This window comes from Sphaerotilus sp. (genome assembly GCF_034519685.1).
In the GTDB taxonomy this organism is placed as follows: domain Bacteria; phylum Pseudomonadota; class Gammaproteobacteria; order Burkholderiales; family Burkholderiaceae_C; genus Sphaerotilus.
On sequence record NZ_JAXHOF010000003.1, the window covers coordinates 423,076 to 447,422 of the forward strand.

General features: G+C 69.6%; 19 protein-coding genes. 1 reads left to right on the forward strand and 18 read right to left on the reverse strand.

Annotation, left to right across the window (positions count from 1 at the left end):
* Nucleotides 1-17: 17 nt before the first annotated feature.
* From U5O44_RS05485 to U5O44_RS05495, 3 genes are all read right to left on the reverse strand, one after another.
* Entirely contained in the window at nucleotides 18-527 is a 510-nt protein-coding gene (locus tag U5O44_RS05485) for a hypothetical protein (RefSeq protein WP_322587454.1), read from the reverse strand.
* Nucleotides 524-1,324 (reverse strand): hypothetical protein, encoded by an 801-nt coding sequence (locus U5O44_RS05490; protein WP_322587455.1) that lies wholly within the window; start codon nucleotides 1,322-1,324, stop codon nucleotides 524-526. Before U5O44_RS05490 ends, U5O44_RS05485 begins: the two co-directional genes overlap by 4 nt.
* 343 nt (nucleotides 1,325-1,667) lie before the next feature.
* Nucleotides 1,668-7,514, reverse strand: coding sequence for a Calx-beta domain-containing protein (locus U5O44_RS05495; RefSeq protein ID WP_322587456.1), 5,847 nt, complete (start codon nucleotides 7,512-7,514; stop codon nucleotides 1,668-1,670).
* Between the two features lie 155 nt (nucleotides 7,515-7,669).
* Between U5O44_RS05495 and U5O44_RS05500 the strand changes: the two genes are divergently transcribed.
* Nucleotides 7,670-8,959, forward strand: coding sequence for a class I SAM-dependent methyltransferase (locus U5O44_RS05500; protein WP_322587457.1), 1,290 nt, complete (start codon nucleotides 7,670-7,672; stop codon nucleotides 8,957-8,959).
* A 106-nt stretch (nucleotides 8,960-9,065) separates the two neighbouring features.
* Here the strand turns inward: U5O44_RS05500 and U5O44_RS05505 are convergent, their stop codons facing one another.
* From U5O44_RS05505 to U5O44_RS05575, 15 genes are all read right to left on the reverse strand, one after another.
* Complete coding sequence (locus tag U5O44_RS05505) at nucleotides 9,066-9,974, reverse strand: cation diffusion facilitator family transporter (RefSeq protein ID WP_322587458.1); 909 nt, start codon at nucleotides 9,972-9,974, stop codon at nucleotides 9,066-9,068.
* A 124-nt stretch (nucleotides 9,975-10,098) separates the two neighbouring features.
* Nucleotides 10,099-10,332 (reverse strand): thioredoxin family protein, encoded by a 234-nt coding sequence (locus tag U5O44_RS05510; RefSeq protein WP_322587459.1) that lies wholly within the window; start codon nucleotides 10,330-10,332, stop codon nucleotides 10,099-10,101.
* 68 nt (nucleotides 10,333-10,400) lie between these two features.
* Entirely contained in the window at nucleotides 10,401-11,330 is a 930-nt protein-coding gene (locus U5O44_RS05515) for an MBL fold metallo-hydrolase (protein WP_322587460.1), read from the reverse strand.
* Nucleotides 11,331-11,335: 5 nt separating this feature from the next.
* Nucleotides 11,336-12,391: a permease gene (locus tag U5O44_RS05520; RefSeq protein WP_322587461.1), complete on the reverse strand. Its 1,056-nt coding sequence runs from the start codon at nucleotides 12,389-12,391 to the stop codon at nucleotides 11,336-11,338.
* Nucleotides 12,392-12,453: 62 nt separating this feature from the next.
* The gene (locus U5O44_RS05525) at nucleotides 12,454-13,167 is read right to left on the reverse strand and encodes a UPF0149 family protein (protein WP_322587462.1); all 714 of its coding nucleotides are present in this window, start codon (nucleotides 13,165-13,167) and stop codon (nucleotides 12,454-12,456) included.
* Nucleotides 13,168-13,180: 13 nt separating this feature from the next.
* Nucleotides 13,181-14,569 (reverse strand): HAMP domain-containing sensor histidine kinase, encoded by a 1,389-nt coding sequence (locus U5O44_RS05530; RefSeq protein WP_322587463.1) that lies wholly within the window; start codon nucleotides 14,567-14,569, stop codon nucleotides 13,181-13,183.
* Nucleotides 14,566-15,273, reverse strand: coding sequence for a response regulator transcription factor (locus tag U5O44_RS05535; RefSeq protein ID WP_322587464.1), 708 nt, complete (start codon nucleotides 15,271-15,273; stop codon nucleotides 14,566-14,568). Before U5O44_RS05535 ends, U5O44_RS05530 begins: the two co-directional genes overlap by 4 nt.
* Before the next feature lie 58 nt (nucleotides 15,274-15,331).
* Nucleotides 15,332-15,973, reverse strand: coding sequence for a Spy/CpxP family protein refolding chaperone (locus U5O44_RS05540; protein WP_322587465.1), 642 nt, complete (start codon nucleotides 15,971-15,973; stop codon nucleotides 15,332-15,334).
* Between the two features lie 102 nt (nucleotides 15,974-16,075).
* The gene (locus tag U5O44_RS05545) at nucleotides 16,076-17,200 is read right to left on the reverse strand and encodes an FAD-dependent oxidoreductase (protein ID WP_322587466.1); all 1,125 of its coding nucleotides are present in this window, start codon (nucleotides 17,198-17,200) and stop codon (nucleotides 16,076-16,078) included.
* Nucleotides 17,197-17,988: a DUF3047 domain-containing protein gene (locus U5O44_RS05550; RefSeq protein ID WP_322587467.1), complete on the reverse strand. Its 792-nt coding sequence runs from the start codon at nucleotides 17,986-17,988 to the stop codon at nucleotides 17,197-17,199. The genes U5O44_RS05545 and U5O44_RS05550 overlap by 4 nt, the downstream gene beginning before the upstream one ends.
* Nucleotide 17,989: 1 nt before the next feature.
* Nucleotides 17,990-20,143: an FAD-dependent oxidoreductase gene (locus U5O44_RS05555; RefSeq protein ID WP_322587468.1), complete on the reverse strand. Its 2,154-nt coding sequence runs from the start codon at nucleotides 20,141-20,143 to the stop codon at nucleotides 17,990-17,992.
* Nucleotides 20,140-20,772 carry a CDP-alcohol phosphatidyltransferase family protein gene (locus tag U5O44_RS05560; RefSeq protein ID WP_322587469.1) on the reverse strand — a complete coding sequence of 211 codons (633 nt, stop codon included), beginning with the start codon at nucleotides 20,770-20,772 and terminating at the stop codon, nucleotides 20,140-20,142. Before U5O44_RS05560 ends, U5O44_RS05555 begins: the two co-directional genes overlap by 4 nt.
* Entirely contained in the window at nucleotides 20,765-21,403 is a 639-nt protein-coding gene (locus U5O44_RS05565; protein ID WP_322587470.1) for an ATP-binding cassette domain-containing protein, read from the reverse strand. Before U5O44_RS05565 ends, U5O44_RS05560 begins: the two co-directional genes overlap by 8 nt.
* Nucleotides 21,400-23,124 carry an ABC transporter permease family protein gene (locus U5O44_RS05570; RefSeq protein WP_322587471.1) on the reverse strand — a complete coding sequence of 575 codons (1,725 nt, stop codon included), beginning with the start codon at nucleotides 23,122-23,124 and terminating at the stop codon, nucleotides 21,400-21,402. Before U5O44_RS05570 ends, U5O44_RS05565 begins: the two co-directional genes overlap by 4 nt.
* Nucleotides 23,100-24,332 carry an ABC transporter substrate-binding protein gene (locus U5O44_RS05575; protein WP_322587472.1) on the reverse strand — a complete coding sequence of 411 codons (1,233 nt, stop codon included), beginning with the start codon at nucleotides 24,330-24,332 and terminating at the stop codon, nucleotides 23,100-23,102. Before U5O44_RS05575 ends, U5O44_RS05570 begins: the two co-directional genes overlap by 25 nt.
* Nucleotides 24,333-24,347: the final 15 nt, after the last annotated feature.

Sequence of the window (24,347 nt, forward strand, 5' to 3'; positions counted from 1 at the left end):
TCCCGGGCTGCGCGATGTCAAAATTTCGGTGCAGGCAAATCGTCCGGCGAAACCGGCTGGCAGTCCATGCGCAGGTTGCCGAGCAGGTCGCCCTCGGCGTTGAGCAGTTCGCCCTGCAGCACGGCGGTCTGCCGGTCGATCGACAGGCGAGTCTCGGCCAGGCGCTTGAGATCCGGCAGCCAGACAAAAATCTGGCCGCTGAACCAGTCCCTCACGATGTGGCTGCGGGCCTGTGGTGTTCGATAGGTCAGCGTGTAAGCCACCTCGGTCTTCACATACTTCATGCGCTCACCGACAGGCAGCAGGTTGGACTTCTGGATCAGCGCGGTGAGATTGTTGTCCCTCATTGCCAGTTGCAGGTGGGCATCATGGGCAATGCCCCGAGAAGCCACCTTGCCCTGGCACTGCAGATACAGGTGGAACTCCGCCGCCTGCACAGCCCCACCCCACAGGCCCAGCGCCACCACGACCACAGTCGCAGCATGGGCGACGCCCGAACGCTCCCCTGCAGCCAGCGTGCGGTTCATTTCTTTTTCGCCTTCTGATCAACCGCGCGGGACGATTCGGTCGCACCGCCAGACACCCCCAGCGTGCCACCTGCGCCCAGCCCGCCCTTGACGGTCTGGGCCTTGTAGTTGCGCAACGCAGGAACCAGTTTGTTGTAGGCGTCCGCGAAGGCTTGCAACATCACGGTGGAGGCCTGGGTCTTGTTTTCTGTCTTGATCTGTCCTCCACCAAACCGGCCCAGCACCCCGCTGGCCAGACTGGTGTTCTTTCCAGAACCCGCTCCTTGCGCCACAGCCAATTGGATCTTGGCACGGACATCGGACAGCACCAGTTGGACATTGGCGGTTGAGGTCGACTGGCCTGTGCTCAGCCCACCCAGCATGGGAATGGGCAGCAGCGACCCCACATTGAAGCTGCTTGTCTGCTCGGTACCGGCCGACAACACGACCGCACGCAGCACAAAATCGGCGGCCACTTCCTGACCCTGGCCCATGTTGGCACCGTCCCGAACCTCTCCGCTGGTACGAGTACGCCGCTTCTCATCACTGGAGGCGCCCTCTGCCGCACCGCGGTCCACGATGACGAGGCAATTCGATTGCTGAATCAACAGTCGCAACGAATCGATCGAGAACCCGTCGGACTGCCCCTTGCCTTTTGGACTGAAATCCTTGAGATCCTGGAGCAGCAGTCGCAACGACTGGACCGTCGCGTTAGAGGCTGTTTCATCATTTCGGGTATCCGCCGAGGCATTGCCATCCTGCAACCGGACCGTACCGACCGGTTGTGCACACGTCTCCAGCTTGTCGTCGGCACCCACGGCAGCTCCGCCACCAGCCGCGCCAGTGGATGCGGGCGGCGGCGGTGACGTCGGCGCAGTGGCACACCCTGCCAAGGCCATCACGACGCAGGCAGCAGGCCAGATGAGTCGCCCACCTCCGTGTTGGGCGTTGAGCTTGTTGGTTGACAGCACTTCACCGATCGACTTCATTTGCTTACCCCGGTCACCAGAACGTGATTGACATGAATGTTCCACCGGTGAAGCGCCGTGCATGCAGCCACCTGACGACGCAGCAGACTGGGCAATCGCGCTGCGCGCGACACATCACCGTGTGGCAATGTTCATGCACAAAGCGATGCGTGGCAGGTGCCGAAAGTCAGGCTCAGGCCGCTGTCACCTGGATATCGCCCGCCACCAGCGTGCGGAAGCCCGAGGCCAGCGTCGCCACCACGGTCGTACCACCGGCGCCCGTGCCGTTGCTGTCGAAGGTCAGCACGCCGGTCGTCGAGTTGTAGAGGAAGACTGCATTCGCATCGAGCGCAGTCGGTGTTCCCCCCGACACGAACCGGGTGCTCGCCAGCGTGCCCACCGGCAAGGCACCGAAGTTCGCGCTGACGACCTGGATCTTGTCGCTGCCGCTGGTGAAGTCCGTCAGCGTGTCGCCGCCCTGCGCGGTGGTGACAAAACGGAACACGTCCGCGCCCGCACCACCGGTCAGCGTGTCCGCCCCGGCGCCGCCCGTGAGCGTGTTGGCCACCGCGTTGCCGATCAGGGTGTCGGTCTGCGCGGTGCCGATGGCGTTCTCGATGCGGCTGTCGACCGTTGCGGTCACCACGTCGAAGGCGATGCCCAGGCTGTCGCGCACCTGGGCGGCCTGGTTGGAGTAGCTGGAGCCGATGGTCGACCAGGTACCACCGTTCAGGTTGAGCGTGACGCTCAGCGTCTGGCTGCTGGCGTCGATGGTGTCGATGCCGCCGGTGTCCCAGAGGCACTCGTAGACCTTGCTGCCCGCGGTCCAGGTGTAGACGGTGTTGCCCTGGTTGGTCGCGCCGTTGATGCCGTACATGTACTGCAGCGCAGCGATGTCGTTGAGCATGTACGAGGTCGGGAAGTACGAGGAACCGTAGCCGTCGTTGGTGTCGGTGGCGTTGTCCTTGTAGCTCATCACGCTGTATTTCAGCTGGTCCTCGCCGACGACGGGCGCCGGCGAGCCATCGTGCGGGTGTTCCAGTCCCACGGCGTGGCCCAGTTCATGGATGAAGGTGTGGTAGCTGTAACCACCGACCACGGGCGTGGTGTAGGAGCCGCTCGGGCCGAACCAGATGTCGCCCCCTGCCGCTGCCGTCGACGGGTAATAGGCGTGGGCCGTGGACAGCGCCGCGTTCTGCGACAGGGTCCAGCGGATGTCGCCGGCACCGATCGAGGTGTCGGCCACCTCGGTGAAGGTGATGTTGCAGACCGAGGACAGCGCATTCATCGCCATGCGGGCGGCGGCCTGCTGGTTGGCGTTGAGTTCGGTGAAGGGGTTGTGGGTCAGATTCGAGTAGGTGAAGACCGACGCGGATGTCGAGAAGCTGTAGGTGAGCTGCGCACCGGTGCCGATCGCGCCGCCCCATTTGGCCCCGTCGACCAGGTTTTCGATGTTGTCGGACACCGAGGTCGGCACGGTGATGTAGGTGACCTGCGAGATCGAGCTGTTGAGGCCGCCCACGCCGCCCGAGTCGTCGTTGCGGATGGTGCCCGCGGCAGTCGAGGTGCTGATCGTGGCGTTGCTGGCCCCGGACAAGGTGACGCTGAAGGTCTCGTTGCCCTCGCCCACCGTGTCGCCCAGGACATTGAGCGTGATGACCTTGCTCGTCTCGCCGTCGGCGAAGCTGACGGTGCCGCTGGTCGTGCCGCTGAAGTCGGCGGCGCTGGTGGAGCCATGCACCACGGCGTAACCGACCGACGACACCCCCGTGCCGACGTTGCGGGTCACGGTGAAGGTGAAGGGCGTCGTGCCGCTGCTGCCCTCGACCTTGTCGGCGCTGGTCGCCGACAGGCTCAGCACCGGCACGTCATCGTTGACGAGGCGGCCCGCGGCGGTCGCCGTGCCGAGTGTCGCGCCCGTGGGGGCCGACAGCGCGACGCTGAAGGTCTCGTTCCCCTCGATCACCGCATCGGCCACCGCGTAGACCGTGATGACCTTGCTGGTCTCGCCGGCAGCAAAGCTCACGGTTCCCGCGGTGGTGCCGCTGAAGTCGGCGGCGACCGTCGTGCCATGGACCAGCGCGTAACCGACGGACGCGGTGCCGACCCCGCTGCTGCGTGTCACCGTGAAGGTGAACGCGGTCGTGCCGCCGGCCGAGCCTTCGGCCTTGTCCGCGCTGGTGGCAGCGATGCTCACCGTCGGCAGGTCGTCGTTGGTGACCAGGCCGGCTGCGGTCGAGGTGCCAAGCTTCGCGCCCACGGCCGACGACAGCACCACGTTGAACGCCTCGCTCAGCTCGATCGTGGTGTCACCCACCACATTGAGCGTGATGACCTTGCTGGTCTCGCCGGCCAGGAAACTCACCGTGCCGCTGGTCGCGCCGCTGAAATCGTCCGCGCTGGTGCCGACATGCGCCACCGCATAGTTCACCGACGACGTCCCGACCCCGCTGCTGCGCGTGACCGTGAACGTGAACGGCGTCGTGCCAGTCCCGCCTTCGACCTTGCTCGCACTGGTGGCGGCGATGCTCACCGTCGGCAGGTCGTCGTTGACGATGGTGCCCGCAGCGGTGGCCGTGCCCAGCAGGGCGTTGGTCGGGCTGGACAGCACGACGTTGAACGCCTCGTTCAGCTCGATCGCCGTCTCGCCCACCACGTTCACCGTGACGACCTTGCTTGTCTCGCCGGCCAGGAAACTGACCACCCCGCTGGTCACACCCGAGAAGTCGGCCGCCACCGTGTCGACGTTGGCCACCGCCCAGTTCACGGACGACGTGCCCACGTTGCTGGTGCGGGTCACGGTGAAGGTAAACCCGGTCGTGCCGGAGTTGCCCTCCGCCCGGTTCGCGCTGGTGGCGGCGATGCTCACGGTCGGCAGGTCGTCATTCGTGACCAGGCCCGCTGCGGTCGAGGTGCCAAGCTTCGCACCCACGGCCGACGACAGCACCACGTTGAACGCCTCGTTCAGCTCGATCGTGGTGTCGCCCACCACGTTCACCGTGACGACCTTGCTCGTCTCGCCGGCCAGGAAACTCACCTTGCCGCTGGTCGCGCCGCTGAAGTCTGTGGCGGCGGTCGACGTGTGGGCCACGGCCCAGTTCACCGATGACGTCCCGACCGCGCTGCTGCGCGTCACGGTGAAGGTGAACGGCGTCGTGCCGGTGCTGCCTTCCGCCCGGTTCGCGCTCGTGGCGGCGATGCTCACGGTCGGCAGGTCGTCGTTCACGACGGTGCCGGTGGCCGTCGCCGTGCCGAGCTTGGCGCCGACCGGGTTGGTCAAGACCACGCTGAAGGTCTCGTTCAGCTCGATCGTGGTGTCGCCCACCACATTGATCGTCACCACCTTGCTGGTCTCGCCGGAGGCGAAGCTCACCGTGCCCGACGTGGTGCCGCTGAGGTCATCGGCGGTGGTCGTGCCATGCACCAGCGCGTAGTTGACCGACGAGGTGCCCAGGCCGCTGCTGCGGGTGACGGTGAAGGTGAAGCCGGTGGTGCCGGTGCTGCCCTCGGCCTTGCTCGCGCTGGTGGCGGCGATGCTCACCGTCGGCACATCGTCGGTCTGGATGACGCCGGCGGCGGTGGTCGTGCCGAGCAGCGCATTGGTCGGGCTGGACAGCACGACGTTGAAGCCTTCGTCGAGTTCCACCGCCGTGTCGCCGACCACATTGAGCGTGAGCACCTTGCTGGTCTCGCCGGCCAGGAAGCTCACCGTGCCGCTCGTCGCCCCGGAGAAATCGGCCGCCACCGTGCCCACATGGGCCACGGCCCAGCCGACCGCCGCGGTGCCCACGCCGCTGGAGCGGGTGACGGTGAAGGTGAACGGGGTCGTGCCGGTGCTGCCCTCGGCCTTGCTCGCGCTGGTGGCGGCGATGCTGACCGTCGGCAGGTCGTCATTGACGAGGGTGCCGGTGGCCGACGCCGTGCCGAGCTTGGCGCCCACCGGGGTCGAGAGCACGACGTTGAACGCCTCGCTCAGCTCGATCGTGGTGTCGCCCAGCGCCGTGACCGTGATGACCTTGCTCGTCTCGCCCGCGGCGAAGGACACCGAGCCCGACAGCGCGCCGCTGAAGTCATCGGCGGCCGTGCCGACATGCGCCACCGACCAGTTCACCGACGAGGTGCCCACGCTGCTGTTGCGGGAGATGGTGAAGGTGCGGGATGTCGTGCCAGTGTTGCCTTCGGCGAGGCTGGCGGAGGTGGCGGCGATGCTGACGGTCGGCAGGTCGTCGTTGGCGATGGTGCCCGTGGCAGTCGCCGTGCCGAGCAAGGCACCGACCGGGTTCGACAGCACCACGCTGAAGGTCTCGGCCAGCTCGATCGTGCTGTCCGCGACGACATTGACCGTCACCGTCTTGCTCGACTCGCCAGACGCGAAGCTCACGGTGCCGGTCGTGGCGCCACTGAAATCGTCGGCGGTCGCCGTGCCGAGCACCAGCGCGTAGTTCACCGACGAGGTGCCCAGCGTGGTGTTGCGGCTGACGGTGAAGGTGAAGCCGGTCGTGGCCCCGGCGGTGGTGGAGGTGCCCTCGGCCTTGCTTGCGCTGGCGGCGGCGATGCCCACGGTCGGCAGGTCATCCGCCCGGATCAGGCCGGCAGCGGTCGCCGTGCCCAGCTGGGCGCCACCAGGCGCCGACAGCACCACATTGAAGGCCTCGTCCAGCTCGATCGCCGTTTCGCCGACCGCTGTCAGCGTGATGACCTTGCTCGTCTCACCGGCCAGGAAGCTCACCGTGCCGTTGGTCGCGCCGGTGAAATCGGCTGCGCTGGTGCCCATGTGCTGCACCGCCCAGTTCACGCTCGACGTGCCCACCCCGCTGCTGCGGGTCACGGTGAAGGTGAACGGCGTCGTGCCCGTGTTGCCTTCGACATTGTTCGCGCTCGTGGCCGCAATGCTCACCGTCGGCAGGTCATCGTTGATGACGGTGGCCGTGGCCACACTGCCGGTGCCCAGCGAGGAACCGCGCGTCCCGGACAGGCGCACGCTGAAGCTCTCGTTCAGCTCGATGGTGCTGTCGGCGACCACATTGACGGTGATGGTCTTGCTGGTTTCGCCTGCCAGGAAGCTGACCACGCCGCTGGTGGGGCCGCTGAAGTCGGCGGCTGTGGTCGTGCCGTGCAGCACCGTCCACGACACCCGGGAGGCGCCGAGCGCGTTGTTGCGGTTGACGTTGAACGTGAACGGCGTCGTGGTGCCAGCCGCCCCCGTGCCTTCGGCCTTGCTGGCGGCAATCGCCACGATGGACACCGCCGGCAGGTCGTCGTTCAGGATCATGCCAGCAGCCGACGCCGTGCCCAGCGTGGCACCGACCGCGCCCGACAGCACGACATTGAACGTCTCGTCCGACTCGACCAGCGTCTCGCCGAGTGCGCTCACCGTGATCAGCTTGACCATCTCGCCGGCCGCGAAAGTCACCGTGCCGCTGGTGGCGCCCGAAAAATCCGCCGCCACGGTGCTGCCGTGCGCCACCGCCCAGTTCACCGACGCGGTGCCGACATCGGTCGTGCGCGTCACTGCGTAGGTGAAGGCGGATGCGCCGCTCTGCCCTTCCTGGCGGCTGCCGATGACGGCGGCGATGCCGATGCTGCCGACATCGTCGTTGAGGATGGTGCCGGTGGCAGTCGCCGTGCCGAGGGTGGCGCCTTCCGGGCCCGACAGCATCACGCTGAACGTCTCGTCCAGTTCGATCACCGTGTCCCCGACGACGCTCACCGTGATGACCTTGCTCGTTTCGCCGTCGGCGAAGTTGACCTCGCCACTGGTGGCCCCGGTGAAGTCCTCGTCCACCGTGCCGCCATGGATCAGGGACCAGCTCACCGACGAGGCGCCGAGGGCGCTGTCGCGGCTCACGGTGAAGGTGAAGGCGGTCGTGCCGGACGGCCCTTCGGCCTTGCTCGCGCTGGTGGCAGCGATGCTGATGATGGGCACCACGGGATCGGCTGCCACCGGCTGCAGCGAAACAGCCGCCGTGGCCAGCGCATCACCGGAAACGGTGGGGACCAGCGGGCGGGCAACGGCGGAGGGAAGGCTGCGGTTGTTCATGGGCGGCAATCGTGGGAACAGCGGGGGAAAGAGGGACGTTTTTACACAATCTAGCTCCATTTTTTTACTTTTGGGCGTCGTACAAACGGTTGCACCAAAACCCCCTCAAACAGGGGGCGTCGGTTCTCCCTGCAGTGATGCGGGACAATCCCCCCATGTTCTCGACCCTGATCCCTGCACCCGACCAGCCGACGCCCCGCGCCCGGTTCCTGCAATTGCTGGGCACAGCGCTGGCCAGCCGCCAGTTCGTGCGCCTGACGCTGGGCAAGTACCGCGGCGGTGAAGCGGGGCTGGAGCGGCTGCTGGTGCGGCCGGTGATGCTGCGCGGCGCGGCCAGCCTGCAGCTCGTCTACCGCCACACCACCAAGGACATCACCAAGAACCACCCGGTCGCCGAGGCGCTGGCAGTGCTGGACGGGCTGATCGGGCCGGCGTTCCAGAACGCCCACCTGCACACCCGCACGCAGGAGGTGCAGCTCACCGTCAAGGAAAAGGGCGGGCGCGACAAGAGCCTGCTGCGCGTGGGCAAGGCGGCGCCGGCCGAAGGCGCGTCCGCCGAGGACACCGCCGACGACGGAGACGGGGACGGCCGCGACAGCGCCGGCACGGCCACCGCGCACAACCGCGAGAAACACCGCCTGCTCTCGCTCGACCGTCCGTTCTGGGCCGACCTGGGCGTCACCACCGCGCAGCACCAGCTCATCCCGGCCATGTCACGCAAGTGGCGCCAGATCAACAAGTTCACCGAGGTGTTCGCCAGCGCGATGGCGGCCTCCCCGCTGGCGGGGGCGCCCAAGGACCGGCCGGTCGGCGTGTTCGACTTCGGCTGCGGCAAGGGCTACCTGACCTTCGCGATGCACGACTGGCTGCGCGCGCAGGGGCGTGTGCCGCAGGTGACCGGGGTGGAGCTGCGAGAGGAGCTGGTGGCGCTGTGCAACGACGCAGCGGCGCGGCACGGGCTGGACGGGCTGCGGTTTGATGCGGGCGACGTGCGCCACTACACGCCGGTCGGGCTGGACGTGATGGTCGCGCTGCACGCCTGCGACATTGCCACCGATTACGCGATCGACTTCGGGCTGCGCGCCGGGGCGTCGATCATCATGTGCTCGCCCTGCTGCCACCAGCAGGTCCGCCCGCAGATGAAGACGCCGCCGCTGCTGCGCCCGATGCTGCAGCACGGCGTCCACCTGGGGCAGGAAGCCGAGATGGTCACCGACAGCCTGCGCGCGCTGCTGCTGGACGCCGAGGGCTACGACACGCAGGTCTTCGAGTTCGTCTCGCTGGAACACACGAACAAGAACAAGATGATCCTGGCGGTGAAGCGCACCGAGACACCGGAAGGCCACGCCGACACCGTGCGGGCGCAGATTCGCGAGATCAAGCAGTTCTACGGCATTCGAGAGCAGTGTCTGGAGACGCTGATCGCAGCACGTGGTCGGACGTAGCCCGGCACCAGCCTCAGTCCAATGGATTCAGACAACGGCCAAGACCACGGAGCGCGGTACCGGGGTCAATGGCCTGCAGGAGCCCGTGCGGACTTCGACTCGCTGATCACCGTTGCAAGTGCAAGTGTTCAGCACAAGCCCGCGTAAACGGCACCCTCACCGCCTGGATCGTCACGTGCTCAATGCCGAAGTGTTCATGCAGTTCATCGGACGCATGCTTCAGGAAGGTATCGTCGGCATGGCCCTGGGGCATCACCAAATGCGCAGTCATCGCGATCTGGGATGTGCCCATCGCCCACACATGCAGGTCATGCACCCGTTCCACGCCGGGCAGCGACTCCAACAGCATTTGTACGGCATGCAGGTCCACACCTTCAGGCACGCCGTCGAACAACAGGTGCAGCGATTGCCTGAACAGGCTCCAAGTGCCCACCACGATGATCGCTGCGATCAGCAAGCTGACCACCGGGTCCAGCCAAGTCCAACCGAACCACAGCGCCAGGCCACCCGCCACCACCACACCAGCCGATACCAACGCATCTGCAGCCATGTGCAGGAAAGCACCGCGGATGTTGAGGTCGGTCTCACGACCTTGCATGAACAGCCATGCGGTGGTCGCATTGACGGCGATACCAATACCAGCGACCACCATGATGGCAATGCCCTCGACCGCCTGCGGTGTCTGCAGGCGGTGCACCGCCTCCCAGGCCAGCGAGCCCATCGCCACCAGTAGCAACAGGGCATTGATGAAAGCCGCCAGGATGCTGGCGCGCTTCCAGCCGTAGGTGTGGCGGGCATCGGGCTGCAGGCGGCCAGCCAGCGTGCCTCCCCAGGCCAGCACCAGCCCGATCACATCGCTGAGGTTGTGGCTGGCATCGGCCAGGAGGGCCAGCGAGTCGATCTTCAAGCCATAGAAGAACTCGATCGCGACAAACGCAATGTTCAGCGCAATCCCGATGCCGAAAGCACGGTCGAAGTTGGCCGGCTGGTGCGCATGCGCGTGTCCTGCACTCATGGCCTGACCTCGCAGCAGCTTGCCTCAATGGTCTGCGCATCCATCACGGCGTTCCCGGTGACGGAAAACCCTTTGCGTGCGTACTGGGCCAGGCCAGCACCTGCAATCGCTCCTGGTGCATCGCTCAGGCAGCAATCCACTGTTCCACCTTGGTGCGGCTGGGCACGCCACCGGCATGCACCACCTTGCCGTCCACGACCACACCGGGGGTAGACATGACGCCATAGCCCATGATGTCGCGCAGCTCTTCGACCTTGGTCAGCGTGACCGGCACACCTTTTTCCCTGGCGACCTGTTCGATCAGCGCGATGGTGTTCTTGCAGTTGGCACAACCCGTGCCGAGTACCTTGATGTCCATGAGAGTCTCCTGAATGAAGTGGATGACGTGGGTGAAGTGATCGGGATCGGTCGGGCGCGAGCAGAGCGCTACTCGCGCTCCAGTTCGAGGTAGGTTCGACTGGCGTTGCCTGGCATCAATTCGGCTGCGTTCAACAGCCGCATGAACGGCTTGGCGTCGAAGGATTTCACGGCTGCCGTCACGTCGGCGCCACCGTCCACGGCCTGTTTCATGTGCGCACGCAGCGCCAGCAGATAGGCCTGGGTATCGGCCTGTGCGATGGCCAAGTTCGCCACCCGGCCATGCCCAGGCACCAGCACGGGCGGTTTCAGTGCCTCGATGACCGCGAAAGTGGCCAGCCACTGCCGTGTATTGCTCACAGGCAACACACCCAGCATGCGGTCAACGTACACCACGTCGCCCGTGAACAGGACTTCCTTTTGCGGCAACCAGACCATCATGTCACCGGGTGTATGCGCACCACCGCGGTACTTGAACTCGAACACCACACCACCGAGTTCCAGTCGCTCATCGTTGCCCTGCAACCAGCGCGTCGGCAGTGTCGGCACCGTGCCATCGGCCTTCGACCCCAGCACAGTCTTCAGACCCTGCAGGTGATCGTTCCCGCGGCTCTTCATGTCGGCTTCGGCCTGGGCATGTGCAATCAGTTCGATGCCCTGCGCCTTGTACCAGCCGTTGCCCAGCCAGCGATGGTCCTGACCGCCGGTGTTGATCACCCACCGGACAGGCTGTGAGGTCACACGGCCCGCTGCCCGTGCAATGTCCGCAGCACTGCTGGACGTGGCGCCGCTGTCGATCAGCACCGCGCCCGCCGATGTGACGACCAACCCGATGTTGGCGTTCAGTCCCTCGTTCTGAGCAGTGCGTGCGCCGGTGTCGCCCACATGGGCGTAAACACCGTCGCCCACCGGGCGGAATTCGACCTGCACGGCGTGCGCAGTCAGGCTTGCGGCGCTGAGCAGCAAGGCGGTGATCCAGTGGGAAAAACAGCGTTGCATGGCATTCAGACGACAGCGTTGAACACGAAACCGACCAGCAGGATGCCGGTGGCCACGACCGCCCCGAAGGTAGCGATCAGCCGCACCTTGAGCACCTTGCGCAAGATGATCATCTCAGGCAACGACAGCGCGATCACGCTCATCATGAACGCCAGCACCGTCCCCAGCGCCGCGCCCTTGGCCAGCAGCGCCTGCACGATGGGGATGACACCGGCAGCGTTGGTGTACATCGGCACACCCATCAGCACCGCCAGTGGCAGCGACCACCACGGAGCCTCCTTGCCCATGATCGAGGCCATGAAGTCCTCCGGCACCCAGCCGTGGATGGCCGCACCGATGGCAATGCCGGCCAGGATGTAGGGCCAGACCTTGCCGACAATCTCGCGCACGCTGGCAAAACCGGCGTCGATGCGTTCGGCCAGAGTCAGGCCGGCCTCACCCGCAGCAGCGTGCACCTTGGGCATGTCGCGCACCCAGTCTTCCAGGTGCGCCTCCATCTTCAGCCGGCCAATCACCCAGCCGGCGACAATGGCCACCGTCAGCCCCAGACCCAGGTACAGCGCCGCAATCTTCCAGCCGAACAGGCCGAACAGCAGCGCTAACGCCACTTCGTTGACCATGGGCGCCGAGATCAGGAACGAGAAGGTCACGCCCAACGGCACGCCAGCCTGCACGAAACCGATGAACAGCGGCACCGCCGAACAGGAACAGAACGGTGTGACGATGCCAAGGCTGGCGGCCATGACATTGGCCACACCTTCGCTGCGTCCGGCCAGCAGTGCGCGGGTGCGCTCGGGCGTGAAATAGGAATTGATCATCCCCATCACGAACACGACGGCTGTCAGCAACAACAGCACCTTGGGCGTGTCATAGAAAAAGAACTGCAGCGCGCCCCCCAGGTGGCTGTTGCGGTCCACCGGCAAGGCTGCGACCAAGGCCTCTGACGCCGGAATCAGCGACTGGTAAAGCCCCCACCAAATGGCGGCGGCCACCACCAGGAAAGTACGCGGGTATTGCTGCGGCCACTGCTGCGTGCGCTGGGACAGGGTGAGGCTGTTCATGGGAGTTCAAGAGGTTCCTATGGTGGTGAAGACGAACTCCCCACCAAAAGGATGCGCGGCCATCAATTGCGCCCGCAGCACGCCTTGAATTTCTTGCCGCTGCCGCACGCACACGGGTCGTTGCGCCCGGGCTTGATGCCCTCGCGGCGAAAGGTCAGCGCCTGACGGTCGGCGCGGGACGCGGCGCGGCGGGCGGGCGCGAAATGGCGGTAGAGCTGCGCCGCACCCATCACCATCGCCTCGATCACCTCGCTGCGCACTGCGTCATCGAACGGCGGCGGGCGCAGCGCCGCGTCGGGGTCGTGCTCGTGGTGCAGCATCATCATCGGCACCAGCACCTCCCCGGCCTCGTCATCGCCAAGCACCTCCTGCCAGCCTTCCGGCGACACCTGCATGCCGCGCGTGAAGCCGGTGGCCCAGGCGTTGCCGGCGACGCGGCCTTGTGCATCGGCGCTCAGGCGCGGCACGCGGGGCGTGTCCGAGGCATCGGTCCGAACGAGTTCCTCGGCCACCGCGCTCCAGTGGCGCGTGACCAGCCCGACGATCGTGCGGGCCTGGCCTTCATCTTCGAACGAGGCTTCGGCGTCCGCGGTCTCGCCCCAGACCAGCGGCAGCCACACGGCCGGGCCGACCAGATCGGGCGTGCAGTGCAGCGCACAGAAGAAACCGTCGAGCATCTCGACGTTCATCGCCCCGGCGGGCAGGCTGGCGAGGAAGGCGTCGAGTTGGTCGAGTTCGGCCGAGGTCAGGGGGGCGGTCTGGGTGGGGTCGTTCATGACGGGGAGCGTATCACCGCGCCACAGGCATCCGCACGCTGACCACCAACCCCGGCTCGGCCGCCCGCGCCACCAGCCGCCCGCCATGCGCCTGCGCCACCAGCCGGCACAGGTACAGCCCCAGCCCGACCCCGCCGCTGCTGCGCCCACGCGCCGCATCGGGCCGGTAGAACGCCTCGCCGAGCTGGGCCAGCGCCTCGGGCGCCACGCCGGGGCCGTGGTCGCGGACAGTGAAGACCAGCTCGTCTCCCTCGCGGGCCAGGCGCACGTGGAGCGGCGGCTGGCCATGGCGCAGCGCGTTGCCGACGAGGTTGCGCACCAGCAGCCGCCAGCGCGCCGGGTCCACCGCCACAGTGCCGAGGTCGGCGTCCAGATCGAGCGTCAGCGCCACATCCGCCGGCACCTGCTCATGCACCGCCACCTCGACCAGCGCGGCCAGATCGACCGGCTCGCGCTGCAGCGCCGCGTGGCCGGCGGCCAGCCGCTCGCTCTCCAGCAGGTCGCTGATGAGTTCGCGCATCTCGCCCAGATCGCGCAGCAGCGCATCGCGGGATGGCCCTTCCTCGACCAGTTCCGCATTCAGCCGCGCCCGCGTCAGCGGCGAGCGCAGCTCGTGGCTGATCGACAGCAGCAGCGCCCGCTTGGCATCGAGCATGTGGCGCAGCTCGCCCGCCATCGTGTTGATCTGCCCGGCCAGCCGTCCCAGTTCATCGTCGCCGCGCACGGGGATCGGCGCATCGAACTGTCCCTGTCCATAGCGCACCGCCCCGGCCCGGATGTCGCCGAGCGGGCGCAGCCAGTGCCGCATCACGGCATAGGCCACCGCCGTCAGCCCCAGCAGCAGCGCGAGCGTGAACCAGCCGATCGAGCGCGGGCGCTGGCGCCAGGGCACGTCGCCGAGGCCGAAATGCACCGTGTGCCCATCGGCCGTGGTCCGGGTCAGCAGCAGCCAGCCGCGCCCGGAGTCGTCGCCGGCATCGGGCGCGTCGTCGTCCTCGGGATGCATCCTGCGGTGCATCGGGGCACCGCCGTGATGGGGACCGCTGGCGAGCCAGGGCGGCCCCTCGCCGCGGCGCTGTTCGCGCAGCGCGCGCAGGTGCGGGTGCGAATCCCAGTTCACCGCCGGCCCCTGGATGCGCACCGACAGCGGCAGCCGCTCGACCAGCGCCTTGGCTCGCTCGACGTCGGGTGGCGCGCCCAGTTCGTCGGCGAGGCGGTCCACGTAGTCGGCCACCAGCGGTCGCACCAGCGCGCGCCAGCCACCGCCGATCGCCCGCTGCATCCCGCCCGTGAACACCGCCGTCAGCGCCAGCGCCAGCACCAGGAACAGCAGCACCAGCCGCATGCCCAGCGCGCCGGTGAAGCGCCGCCACGCCGGCACGGCCGTGCCCATGACGGTCATGGCCGACGCGCCCCGGCGAAGGTGTAGCCGGCGTTGCGCAGGGTCTTGATGCAGTCGAGCGGCTCCAGCTTCTTGCGGATGCGGCTGATGAGGATGTCGATGGCGCGGGTGTAGACATCGGCGTCGTGGCCGCGCAGCCGGGACAGGATCTCGTCGCGGGTGAACACCTTGTGCGGCTCGCCGGCCAGCAGCGCCAGCAGCTCGAACTCGGTGCCGGTCAGCTCGACCTCGGCACCGTCGCGCAGCACCTGCCGGCGGTCCAGGTCGATCTCGATGCCGTCGAACACCAGGCGGCGGCCGTTCTCCGCGGGCGCAGTCGCCGCGGGGGCCACCGGCTGGCGGCGGCGCAGGATGGTCTGCAGCCGCGCGGCGAGTTCACGCGGCTCGAAGGGCTTGGGCAGGTAGTCGTCGGCGCCGAGTTCCAGGCCGATGACCCGGTCCATCACGTCGCCGCGCGCGGTGAGCATCAGGATCGGCAGCGTGGCGAGTTGCGGGTCGGCGCGGACCGTGCGGCACAGCGCGAAGCCGTCCATCTCGGGCAGCATCACGTCGAGGATCGCCGCATCGAAACCGCCCTCGCGCAGCTTCGCCAGCCCCACGCTCGGGCGCAATGCGCTCTCCAGCGTGAGGTCGAAGCGTTTCAGGTAGGCCGCCAGCGGGGCGGCCAGGTGTTCGTCGTCGTCGATGAGCAGCAGGCGGGGCATGGCCGGATCCTAGCGCCGTGTGTCCGCCTGCTGCCGGTGACGTGTGATGTGCGACGGATCAGCCGCGGTGGCCACCCATCATGCCGCGGCGCATCGGGCCGCGTTCCATGAAGGCGCGGACCTTGGCCTGCTGCTCGGGGTTGAGGCTGTCGTAGAAGTCGCCCATGGCGGTGATGACGTCGGGAGAGGCGGTGCGCAAGGCGTTGGCCTTCTGGTCGATGAGGGCCTGGGCGCCAGCGCGGTCGAACTTGTCGCCCTTGATGAGCGCCTGCATCTCGGCGCGCGGCATCATGCCGCCGCCCATGCCACCACGACCGCCGTGGCCTTCATGGCCCTTCATGTCGCCCTGGCCCTTGCCTTGGCCCTGGCCCTGGCCCTGGCCTTGCCCCATCTGCCCGCCATTGGCGGCCATCATGGCCATGCGCTTGGCGTGCATCGTGTCCATCAGGGTGACGAGCTTGGCCTTCTGGGCGGCGTCGAGCGAGAGTTCGCTGGTGGCGCGCTCCACCATCTTGTCGCGGCGCTTCTGCATGTCGGCTTCGCTGTGGCTGTGGCCCATGCCCATGTGGTGGGCGCCACGGTCGCCACGGCCTTCCCCGCGACCTTCGCCGCCAAACGGGGTGTGACCACAGGCGGACAGGCCGAGCACGAGACCAGCGGTGGCGAGTGCGAACAGGGAGCGCTTGATGAGGGGACGCATGGTGGGGTTCCTTTTGAGGGAGGGAATCGGGTGCAACATGGGATCCATCGTGCCCGTCGCCTGCTGCGCTGTCCTTTCCCGCAGGTATCGGCGTGTTTCGTTTTATGTCGCGGCAGGCTTGGCGTGCGTACCGTGGCGGGCCATGAAGCCCCGGTCGATGCGGTCCTTCCAGCGCCAGACCCAGCGGCCCTGCACCGCCAGCGGCCCCCAGGCGGCGATGGCGCTGCGCTCGCCGAGCGACAGCAGGTTGAGCGTGCGCACCGGCGCAGCCCACGGCTGCGGCGCCCGCCCCGCGAGCCGGCCCAGCACGTTCTCCGCCAGCGCGGCACCCGCCCGCACCGCGTAGACGCCGCTCTTGGGCAGCGGCCCGTCCAGCCGGCTGGCGACATCGCCCGCAGCGAACACCTCGGGATGGGACACGCTCTGCAGCGTCGCCCGGGTCGCCAGCCCGCCGTCCGGCGCCAATGCCAGCCCGCTGCCCTGCAGCCAGCGCGGCGCGACCGTCCCGACCGCCAGCACCACCTCGTCCGCCGCCTGGCGCTGCCCGTCCGCCGTCACCACGGCCTCGGCCGACACCTCGCGCGCCGCAGCCTCGATGCAGCGCACGCCCCGCGCCGCCAACGCCTGCCGGCCCAGCCGGCGCACGGCAGCCGGGTAGTTCGCCAGCAGGCCGGAGCGGCCGGTGACGATCGACACCTCTGCCGCCGCCTCCAGCCGGTGCCGCCACGCCAGCGCCAGCTCGAACCCCGCCGCCCCGCCGCCCACCACGACCACCCGCCGCGGCGGCACCTCGGCCAGCCGGCGCGTGGTGCGGGCCAGCCAGTCCTCGATCGGACGCAGCGTCGGCACAGCGGTCTGACCCGGCACGCCCCAGGCCGCCGGATCCTGCACCGGGCCGGTGTTCACCGACAGCACGTCATAGCCGAGCACGCCGCCATCGTCCAGCCGCACCGTGCGCGCCGCCGCGTCCAGCCCGACCGCCGCCGCGCGCCGCAGCGTCACGCCCGCCGCCTCGGCCAGCGGCGCCAGCGCGATCACGCACTGCGCCTCGGTGTAGTGGCCCGCCAGCCAGCCGGGCAGCATGCCCGAGTAGACCTGCCGCGGCGCAGGCGTCACCAGCACGACCTCGACGTTCGCTGGCCGCTGTTGCGCCAGCGCCTGCAGCACCGCCAGTTGCGCGTGGCCGCCGCCGAGCAGCAGCAGGCGCTGTGGCCGCGGCGCTGTCATCGCTGCAGAGCCACGCTGGCGACGTAGCCGAGGCTGTCTGCGCCGGTGTTGTCGGCGTCAGCCGAGACGGCGATGGCGGTCAGCGGCGGCAGCGCCTCCCCGGCCCCGCCCAGCTCGTCGCCGAACAGTCGGCGCAGATCGGCCGCCACGTCGCGCCGCTCGTCCGCCCAGGCACCGAGCGCATCGCCCTGCCCGCGCACGACGACCATGCGCAGCCGGCGGCTGTAGGCGTTGTCCAGCACCGTGCCCGCCGGCAGCGACGGATCCCAGACATAGCAGACGGTGGCGGCCGGCAGCGCCTGCCCGGTGCGGCTGCGCGCCAGTCGCAGCACCTGGCGCTCGACAAACGGCACCTGCGCCAGCGGCAGGTCGAACGAGGCGCAGACCTTCAGCGCCACATCATCACCGGCCTTCTGCCGCAGGTCGGCCCGCGCATTGGGCCGGTCCAGCCGCCAGCGCCAGACAAGCTGCCCGGACGTCGGCGCCGCGTGCGGCGGCAGGTCGTGGACGAGGTGGCCGTAGCTGCCCTGCGCCTCGACCCGCAGCACGCGCTGGCCATCCAGCAGCACGCTGTCATAGCGGGTGCGCGGCAGTTTCTGCTCCGGCAAGCCACTGAACTGCCAGCCCGGCCCGACCCGCTCCCCCACCAGCAGCGGCGGCACGCCCGCTGGCTGCGGCTGCGCCTGCGCACGCCCCACGCCCCCGACTACCCCGACCACCGCCACCGTCATGCTCGCGAACGCGAGCACCCACCCCAGACGCAGCCCCTGCGATCCCGTCCAAGCCATCTCACCCTCCCCGCCGCCAGGCGTGGTAACGCGCCACCCACCGCAACACCGCCTCCGGCGAGTGCGCCGCCTTCCACCGCCCCGCCGTCAGCTTGGCCGCATCCGACCAGCTCGGGTAGGGATGCACCGTGCCGAGGATCTTGTTCAGCCCCAGCCCGTGTTTCATCGCCAGCGTGAACTCGGCCAGCAACTCGCCCGCGTGCGCCCCAACGATGGTCACGCCCAGGATCCGGTCGCGCCCCGGCACGGTCAGCACCTGGATGAACCCAGCCGTCTCGCGCTCGACGATGGCGCGGTCCAGGTCGTCGAGCGGGTAGCGCGTGACCTCGAACGCCACGCCCTGCGCCACCGCCTCGCGCTGGTTCAGGCCGACGCGGGCGATCTCCGGGTCGAGGAAGGTGATCGCCGGCATCACGCGGCCGTCCACGCGGAAACGTTTGAAGGTGCCGAACAGCGCGTTCACCGCCGCCGACCACGCCTGGTGCCCGGCCGCGTGCGTGAACTGCCACGGGCCGGCGACGTCGCCACAGGCGTAGATGTTGGGGTGCAGGGTTTCGAGGTATTCGTTGGTTTCAATGGTGCGGCCGACCGGGATGCCGAGCGCCTCCAGCCCGAAACCCTGCAGCCGCGCCGAGCGCCCGACCGCCACCAGCAGCCGGTCGAAATCCACGGCCGTGCCGTCCGCCAAGTGCAGCGTGCCCTCGGGCGCGCCGGGGGTGCGCGCCTCGGCCCGCTGCACGGCCACGCCCAGCCGCAGGTCCACACCCGCGGCGCGCAGGCTGCCCGCCGCGAACGCGCTGACCTCGTCGTCCTCGCGCGCCAGCAGGCGCGGCGCCTGCTCCACCAGCGTCACGCCGCAGCCCAGCCGCGCCAGCGCCTGCGCCAGCTCGCAGCCGATCGGCCCGCCGCCCAGCACCGCGATCCGGCGCGGCGCCGCGCGCAGCCCCCACAGCGTGTCGCTGGTCAGGAAGGCCACGTCCTGCAGGCCCGGCAGCGGCGGCACGGTCGGCGCCGCGCCGGTGGCGATGACGATGGCGCGGGTGCTCAACACCTCGCGGGTGCCGTCGGCGGCGGTGATCTCGACATGCCAGGGATCGAGCAGCCGGGCGTGGCCTTGCCGCACGTCCACGCCCAGCGCCGTGTAGCGCGCCACCGAGTCGTGGGGCGCGACACCCTGCACCGCCTCGGCGACCCGGTCCATCACGGCGGCGAAGTCCACCGTCGTCGGCGCCGCCGTCAGGCCAAATTCGCCCGCCCGCGTGACCTCGTGCGCCAGCCGGGCGGCGCGGATCAGCGCCTTGCTCGGCACGCAGCCGGTGTTCAGGCAGTCGCCGCCCATCTGGTGCCGCTCGACCAGCGTGACCTTGGCGCGCACGGCGGCGGCGATGTAGCTCGTCACCAGCCCGGCAGCCCCGGCGCCGATCACGACCAGGTTGCGGTCAAACCGCTTCGGTCGCTGCGCCGCCCAAGGCCGCTGCACGCGGCGGGCCTTCCAGGCGTCCAGCCCCGCCCGCGCGAGCCACGGAAACACCGCCAGCAGCACGAACGCCCCCAGCAGGCTCGGCGACACGATGCCCGAGAGCGACTGCAGCCCACCGAGCGCCGTGCCCGCATTCACATAGACCAGCGTGCCGGGCAGCATGCCGAGCTGACTCACCCAGGCGAAGCGCCGCGCCGGCATCTTCGTCAGGCCCATCACCAGGTTGATGACAAAAAACGGCACCAGCGGCACCAGCCGCAGCGTGAAGAGGTAGAACGCCCCGTCGCGCTCGATGCCGCGGTGGACCTCGTCCAGCCGTGCGCCGAAGCGGCGGGTGACGCTGTCGCGCAGCAGGTAGCGCGCGGCCAGGAACGCCAGCGTCGCCCCGGCCGTGGACGCGAACGACACCACCACCAGCCCGGTCCACAGCCCGAACAAGGCCCCGCCCGCCAGTGTCAGGATCACCGCGCCGGGCAGCGACAGCGCGGTGACCGCCACGTAGACGGCGAGGTAGCCCGCGACCACGGCGGCGGGGTGCGCGGCGTAGAGCGCGGCCAGTTCGGCCTGCCGCGCCTTGAGCGTCTCCAGGCTGAGCCAGTGGCCGAGGTCGAAGAACCAGAACGCGGCGGCGGCGGCCACCACGGTCAGCAGGATCAGCCAGGTGCGTCGGTTCATGGTGTCGTGTCCTTGTCGGGGGCTGCCTGGAGCAGCGTCCACCCGGCACTCAGCCGGGTGAGCAGGGTCAAGCCGCACAGCGCGGCAAAGCCGAACGCCAGCGGCGCAAACGCCGCCGGCCACAGGCACATCGCCGCGAAGCACAGCAGTGTCTCGGTTCCTTCGGTCAGACCACCCAGGTAATAGAAGCCCTTTTGCGGATAGGCCGCGCTGTCCAGCCCCTGCCGCTCGGCCAGGATGGCGAAGGCGAGGAAGCTCGACCCGGTGCCGATGAACGCGGCCAGCAGCACGGCGGCCGCCAGCGCGTTGCGCCCAGGGTCCAGCACCGCGAAGGCCAGCGGCACGCTGGCGTAGAACAGGAAATCGAGCGTGATGTCGAGGAAGGCGCCCCGCGCCGTCGGCGTGGTCAACCGGGCGATGGCGCCGTCCAGCCCATCCGCCAGCCGCCCCAGCGCCATCAGCACCAGCCCCGCCAGCGGGTGCCCCAGCGCCACCAGCGCGCTGCCCGACAGACCCACCGCCGCCCCCGCCAGCGTCACCGCGTCCGCCGTGGCGCCGCGCTGCACCAGCGCCGACGCGAGCCGCTGCACGGTCGGTGCGAGCACCGCGAGCATCAGTCGGTCAAGCATCGGCGTCTCCCAGCGCCAGCACCTGCGCGTTCGGCGGGATGTCGGCCGGGTCGTGCGTGACCAGCACGGCGGGCAGGCCGTGGCGCGCCAGCGTCTGCCACACCACGGCGCGCATCGCCGCACGCCGCGCCGCGTCCAGCCGCGAGAACGGCTCGTCCAGCAGCAACGCCCGCGGCGCGGCCAGCAGCGTGCGCAGCAGCGCGACACGCTGGCGCTGGCCGCCGGAGAGCTGGTGCGGGCGGTGCGCGGTGTGGTCGGCCAGACCGGCTTCCGTGAGTGCGGCCTCGGCGCGGGCCACCCGGTCGGCGCGGCGGCCCGCGGGCATCGCGAACAGCAGGTTGTCGAGCACAGTCATGTGGGGAAACAGCAGATCGTCCTGGAACATCAGCCCGAGCCGGCGCGCCTCGACCGGCAGCGCATGAAGCGGCACCTCGCCCAGCCACAGCCCGCCCGTGGCCTGCAGCGGCGGCGCGGCCAGCCCGGCCAGCGCCTGCAGCAGCGAACTCTTGCCGCAGCCGCTCGGCCCGGTCACGGCCAGCACCGCGCCGGGAGCGACCTCGGCGTTCACCGGCCCGACCAGCACGCGGCCGTGCAGCGTCACCGTCACGTCCACCAGGCGCAGCGCCGTCATGCCCGCCCCGCCTGCGCCCGCCCGACGGCGCCCGCCAGCGCAAACCCCAGCAGCGGCAGCAGCGCTTGCAGCACCGCAAACGCCGCGCCCGTGGCCCGCTGGCCGCCAGCGGACAGCGTGACCGCTTCGGTCGTCACGGTGGCGAGGCGGCCGGCGCCGAGGAACAGCGTCGGCAGGTACTGCGCCACGCTGACCGCGAAACCCACCGCCAAGGCCGAGGCGATGGGCGCGGCGAGCAGTGACCGCTTCACCTGCCACGCAAACGCCAGCCGCGAGCGGCCGAGCGCCTGCGCCACCCAGGCGTGGCGCGGGTCGAAACGCCGCCACGCCGGCAGCAGCGTGACCAGCGCATACGGCAGCGCCATCCAGACATGCACGCCGATCAGTCCGGCGAGCGTCCCATCCAGCCGCAGCGCCAGCGCGATCCGGTAGGCCCCGACCATCAGCAGCAGCCCCGGCACGACCACCGGCACCAGCGCGACGGCGGTGGCCGCGCGGTCCCAGATCGGTGGCGTTGCCTCCAGCCACAGCACGGCGAGTCCGACCGACAGCACCGAGGCCGCCAGCGCCACGACCAGCGTCGTCCACAGCGTGCCGGCGGCGGCGCCGACCTGCGCCCAGGCGTCCAGCGTCCACACGGCCGGCCACAGCGCGGGGAAGCGCCAGACGCCGCTGACCGACGCCAGCACCAGCGCCAAGCCCGCCGCCAGCCAGAGCAGCGCCACCCCCCCCTCCGTCATTCCCGCGAAAGCGGGAACCCACTGTGTCCACCGGCCGCGCCGTGCGTGGGTTCCCGCTTTCGCGGGAATGACGGATGTTGGGCGCGTGCCGCGGACGCGCCGAGCCTGCAGCGCGGGCCGCGCGACGCGGTGCAGCACCGCCAGCACACCCGCCACCGCGGCCATCACCAGCACCAGCGCACACGCCGCCGCTGCCCCCTGCGCATTGCGCGCCGGGTCCGCGTCCATCAGCCACTGCCACGCCAGCACCGCCAGCGTCGGCGGCGCCCCCGGCCCGAGGATCAGCGCCATGTCCACCACCGTCAGCCCGTAGGCCGCCACCGCCGCGACCGGCCACACCAGCGCCCCTCCCCACGCCGGCCACACCACACGCCACCAGACCTGTGCGACCGAATAGCCGAGGCTGCGGCCGAGCGCGAGCTGCTGGCGCACCCGCGGCGCCACGTCCGGCCGCGCCAGCAGCGCCGCGATCGTCCACAGCAGGAACGGCGTTTCCTTGAGCACCAGCGCCAGCGTGAGCGCCAGCGCCTGCGGGTCGTTCACGGTGGTCCAGTCCGGCGGTGCGTCCCAGCCCGCCAGCGGCGCGACGAGCCGGGCGATCCAGCCGCCGGGCATCCACAGCAGCAGCAGCCCGATCGCCAGCGCCGCGTGTGGCACCGCCAGCATCGCCGGCAGGCGCCGCTGCAGCGCCGACCACGCCGGGTGGTCCCACAGGTGCGTCGTCCACCACAGGCTCAGCGCGGTGGCGAGCAGCGTGCTGCCCAGACCGGACACCAGCGAGGCCCGCAGCGCCGGCCCGGTCTGCGGATCGTCGCGCAGCGCCTGCCAGGCCGCTGGTTGCGCCGCTTCGCCGAGCGCAGCCACCAGTGCAACCCCCAGCGGCAACGCCACCAGCCCGACGCCCGCACCCCGCGCCGCCCAGCGCGCCAGCCGCCACGCAAGCGGCGACGGCGCGTTCAGCGAACGTAGCGCCGCAGCCATTCCTGCTCGATCGGATCGACCCAGGTGCCGTGCGGTTCCGGCCACACCGGCGCCACGCGCTGCACGGTGCCCGGCAGCGGATTGGCCTGGAACGCCGCCCGCTCGGCCGGCGTCAGCCGGTCCATCGCCAGCACCGTCGGGTCACCCCACTGCCGCACGTCCGCCTTGCGCGCCTGCGCGGCGGGCGAGAGCAGGAAATTCGCCACCACCTGCGCGCCGGCCTTGGCGCGGGCGTTGAACGGGATGGCGACGAAGTGCGTGTTGCCGACCGTGCCGCCGCTGTGCTGGTAGCTGACCACCGACGACGACAGCTTGCCGGCCAGCATCTCGCTGGCGGCTTCGTTCGGGTTGAAGGTCAGGCTGATCCACAGCTCGCCGTCGGCCAGCATCTGCCGCGCCACCGAATCGCTGGCCGGGAACTGCCGGCCCTGGCGCCACAGGTGCGGGTGCAGTGCGTCGAGCGCCTTCCACAGCGGCGCGGTCACGCGGGCGAAGGCCTCGGCGCTGTAGGGCCGGCCCAGCGCGGCGCGGTCGGCGGTGGTTTCCATCAGCGCCTGCTTGACGAAGGTGGTGCCGTGGAACTGCGGCAGGCGCGGGTAGGTGAAGCGCCCCGGGTGGCGCTGCGCCCAGGCGGTCAGCTCGGCGAGGTTGTCGGGCGGCGTGGTCACGCGCTGGCCGTCGGCGAAGAAGGTGAGCTGCGCCATGCCCCACGGGGCTTCCATGCCGTCCACCGGCTCCGAGAAATCGAGCCGCGTCGTCGGCTTGCCCACGACATCGACCGCCGCGAACGACGGCAACGCCTCCGCCCACGGCCCGAACAGCAGCGCCTCGCGCTTCATCGTCAGGAAGTTCTCGCCGTTGATCCACAGCAGATCGACCGAGCCATCGGCCAGCCGCCCGGCCGCCTTCTCCGCCCGCACGCGCTTGACCACCTCGGCCGCGTCGGTGATCTTGACGTGGTTCAGCGTCACGCCGTGCAGCCGCTTCACCTCGCCGGCCACCCACTGCAGGTAGGCGTTGATGCGCTCGCTGCCGGCCCAGGCGTTGAAGTAGACGGTCTGGCCGCGGGCATCGGCTTCGACCCGTTTCCAGACCGCCGCGTCCGCCGGGGCGGCCCAGGCAAACGGAGCGCCAGCGGTCGCGGTGCAGGCGGCAGCGGACAGGAAGGTGCGACGGGACAGCGAGGGGGAAGCAGGCAGTGGGGACACGGAATCCTCGGAAGT

Coding starts and splice junctions, on each gene's coding strand:
- U5O44_RS05485 (WP_322587454.1), bottom strand. CDS start 527: ATGAACCGCACGCTGGCTGCAGGGGAGCGTTCGGGCGTCGCCCATGCT.
- U5O44_RS05495 (WP_322587456.1), bottom strand. CDS start 7,514: ATGAACAACCGCAGCCTTCCCTCCGCCGTTGCCCGCCCGCTGGTCCCC.
- U5O44_RS05500 (WP_322587457.1), top strand. CDS start 7,670: ATGTTCTCGACCCTGATCCCTGCACCCGACCAGCCGACGCCCCGCGCC.
- U5O44_RS05505 (WP_322587458.1), bottom strand. CDS start 9,974: ATGAGTGCAGGACACGCGCATGCGCACCAGCCGGCCAACTTCGACCGT.
- U5O44_RS05510 (WP_322587459.1), bottom strand. CDS start 10,332: ATGGACATCAAGGTACTCGGCACGGGTTGTGCCAACTGCAAGAACACC.
- U5O44_RS05515 (WP_322587460.1), bottom strand. CDS start 11,330: ATGCAACGCTGTTTTTCCCACTGGATCACCGCCTTGCTGCTCAGCGCC.
- U5O44_RS05520 (WP_322587461.1), bottom strand. CDS start 12,391: ATGAACAGCCTCACCCTGTCCCAGCGCACGCAGCAGTGGCCGCAGCAA.
- U5O44_RS05525 (WP_322587462.1), bottom strand. CDS start 13,167: ATGAACGACCCCACCCAGACCGCCCCCCTGACCTCGGCCGAACTCGAC.
- U5O44_RS05530 (WP_322587463.1), bottom strand. CDS start 14,569: ATGACCGTCATGGGCACGGCCGTGCCGGCGTGGCGGCGCTTCACCGGC.
- U5O44_RS05535 (WP_322587464.1), bottom strand. CDS start 15,273: ATGCCCCGCCTGCTGCTCATCGACGACGACGAACACCTGGCCGCCCCG.
- U5O44_RS05540 (WP_322587465.1), bottom strand. CDS start 15,973: ATGCGTCCCCTCATCAAGCGCTCCCTGTTCGCACTCGCCACCGCTGGT.
- U5O44_RS05545 (WP_322587466.1), bottom strand. CDS start 17,200: ATGACAGCGCCGCGGCCACAGCGCCTGCTGCTGCTCGGCGGCGGCCAC.
- U5O44_RS05550 (WP_322587467.1), bottom strand. CDS start 17,988: ATGGCTTGGACGGGATCGCAGGGGCTGCGTCTGGGGTGGGTGCTCGCG.
- U5O44_RS05555 (WP_322587468.1), bottom strand. CDS start 20,143: ATGAACCGACGCACCTGGCTGATCCTGCTGACCGTGGTGGCCGCCGCC.
- U5O44_RS05560 (WP_322587469.1), bottom strand. CDS start 20,772: ATGCTTGACCGACTGATGCTCGCGGTGCTCGCACCGACCGTGCAGCGG.
- U5O44_RS05565 (WP_322587470.1), bottom strand. CDS start 21,403: ATGACGGCGCTGCGCCTGGTGGACGTGACGGTGACGCTGCACGGCCGC.
- U5O44_RS05570 (WP_322587471.1), bottom strand. CDS start 23,124: ATGGCTGCGGCGCTACGTTCGCTGAACGCGCCGTCGCCGCTTGCGTGG.